This is a genomic window from uncultured Sphingorhabdus sp., from assembly GCF_937872355.1.
Classification (GTDB): Bacteria; Pseudomonadota; Alphaproteobacteria; order Sphingomonadales; family Sphingomonadaceae; genus Sphingorhabdus_B.
Window position 1 is genome coordinate 1 of sequence record NZ_CALMSV010000024.1, and the last position, 2,228, is coordinate 2,228.

At 58.4% G+C, this 2,228-nt stretch carries 3 protein-coding genes; 2 read left to right on the forward strand and 1 reads right to left on the reverse strand.

All coding sequences use genetic code 11. From position 1 onward, the window contains the following. Both Q0239_RS01010 and Q0239_RS01015 read left to right on the forward strand, forming a co-directional pair. Positions 1 to 631: cation:dicarboxylase symporter family transporter (locus Q0239_RS01010; RefSeq protein ID WP_298597007.1), on the forward strand; the 631-nt coding region annotated here is incomplete at its 5' end. Continuing rightward, a complete protein-coding gene (locus tag Q0239_RS01015) occupies positions 628 to 1,623 on the forward strand; it encodes an aldo/keto reductase (protein ID WP_298597010.1) in 996 nt (331 codons plus the stop codon). The genes Q0239_RS01010 and Q0239_RS01015, both read left to right, overlap by 4 nt. Here the strand turns inward: Q0239_RS01015 and Q0239_RS01020 are convergent. Beyond that, positions 1,618 to 2,228 (reverse strand): NnrU family protein (locus Q0239_RS01020; RefSeq protein WP_298597013.1); only part of this gene is annotated, 611 nt, incomplete at its 5' end. The two genes, Q0239_RS01015 and Q0239_RS01020, sit on opposite strands and share 6 nt — an antisense overlap.

A 2,228-nucleotide genomic window follows, 5' to 3' on the forward strand; every position in this document is an offset into this window, starting at 1 on the left:
AGGTGTCGTGCTGGGGATGACGGCAGGTGCCGCCGCTTTTGGCGCACTCGTGCACTATGTGCTGGTAGTCACCGCCATCGGCACAATCATCATGCTGTCCGCTTATCCCGTGGCGATGTTCGGTGCGCGCTTCAACCTGTTCGATTTCGCGCGTGCGGCAATCCCGGCGCAGTCGGTTGCGATCTCAACGCAAAGCTCGCTCGCCTCGCTTCCTGCTATGGTGCAGGGGGCCAAGCAGTTGGGGGTTGGTGCGCGCAGCACCGATATCGTTCTGCCAATGGCGGTCGCGATATTTCGTGCGACCAGTCCGGCGATGAACCTGGCGGTGGCGATTTATGTCGCACACTGGATGGGGATCGAGCTTGGCCCCGAACAGATCGTTATCGGCGTAGCTGTTGCATCCATCACAACTTTGGGTTCGGTCAGCCTCCCCGGTTCGATCAGTTTCATCGCGGCAATTGCCCCGATCTGCATCGCGATGGGGATTCCCATCGAGCCACTCGCGGTACTGGTTGCCATTGAGACGTTCCCCGATATCATGCGCACATTGGGCAACGTGACCATGGATATTGCCGTCACCGGCACCATCGCCCGCGCTGAGGGCGACCTCGAAAAAGGAGAGGCAGCATGAAATATCGTGAATTAGGCCATGGGCTGAAGGTTTCCGCAATCGGTGTCGGCTGCATGCCGATGATAAAGGGCGGCAATATTCTCTATGGCGAAGCCGCCGATCCCGATGAGGCGATCAAGACTATCCACCGCGCGATCGATCTTGGCATTACCTTTTTCGACACCGCGCAAATCTATGGCCCGTTCCAGAACGAGGAATTGGTCGGTGAAGCGATCAAGGGCAAGCGCGACGGGCTGATCATCGCAACCAAATTCGGCTTCCGTTTCGATGGCAACAAGATTGTTGGCGTCGATGGCTCAGCAGCCAATGCCAAGGAGTCGGTCGAAGGATGCCTGAAGCGGTTAGGCATCGACTGCATCGACCTGTTCTATCAGCACCGCGTCGATCCCAATGTGCCCATCGAGGAAACCGTCGGTGCGATGGCGGACCTGGTCAAAGAGGGCAAGATCAAGCATATCGGGTTATCCGAAGCAGGCCCCGCCACACTTCGTCGCGCTGCCGCCGTCGCTCCTATCAGCGCACTGCAGAGCGAATATTCGTTATGGGAACGCGATATCGAGGAAGACATTTTGCCTACCTGCCGCGAATTGGGCATCGGCTTTGTGCCCTATTCGCCGCTTGGGCGCGGGTTCCTGACAGGATCGATCCGCAGCCTTGATGACCTGCCCGAAAATGACTGGCGCCGGAACGATCCGCGCTATCAGGGAGATAATTTTGCCGCCAATTTGAAAGTCGTGGATGCCGTTGGCGACGTAGCGGCCAAACATGGCGCATCGAACGCACAGGTGGCGCTGGCATGGCTTCTGGCGCAAGGTGACGATATTGTCCCAATCCCGGGCTTCAAGCGTCGTGTGACAATGGAAGACAGCGCCAAGGCAGCGGATGTCACATTGGACGCCGACGATTTGGCCAAGCTCGAGGCTGCTGCACCTCGCGGTGGCACCGCCGGCCCGCGCTATGGCGAGGCCGGGATGCGGATGGTCAGGCTATAGCCAGCGGTAAATACCCGCGCCATAATTGCCGAACAGATTGTGCGCCCAGGTCGCGGCGAACCAGAAAACCACGCCTATCAGCAGCGTACGCGGCTCGATCTTGCCGAATTGCGACAAGCGCGGAAGAAAGCTGGTTTGCCGCTCCCATTTGGTCCAGGCGTCGCCCATCGTCGCTTCCTTCTTACGATCCTGGCCGTAAGAACCCACGAGTGCGAGGAATACCAAGCTGCCGCTGAACAGGAAGCTATCCATCCGCGGCGCAACCAGCATGTGTGACAGACCCCAAAGCGCAAAGCCCCACATCATCGGATGACGGGTGACGCGAAACACACCGGTTGGAACCTTCGCCGCTAAAGTCCGGATGCCGTCGCCATCGGGATCTGGAAGTGCCGGATTACCGCGAAATGAACCGGAAAACAGGATTGCGGCGAGCAAGGTGAGTATGCTCGCGACGATCCAGATCAAATTGGTCGGTGCCCAATACATCTCACCAACAGGCGCGCGCGAAAACTCCCACATCATCCAGCCAAATCCTATGAGCGACACTAGCGAATAGAGCCCCAAAAAGCCTTTCTCACCCATTCGCGCCGCAAGTGAACGTCGCA

Excerpts from the sequence above, each read along its gene's own strand:
- Q0239_RS01015 (WP_298597010.1), top strand. The coding sequence starts at position 628 with ATGAAATATCGTGAATTAGGCCATGGGCTGAAGGTTTCCGCAATCGGT.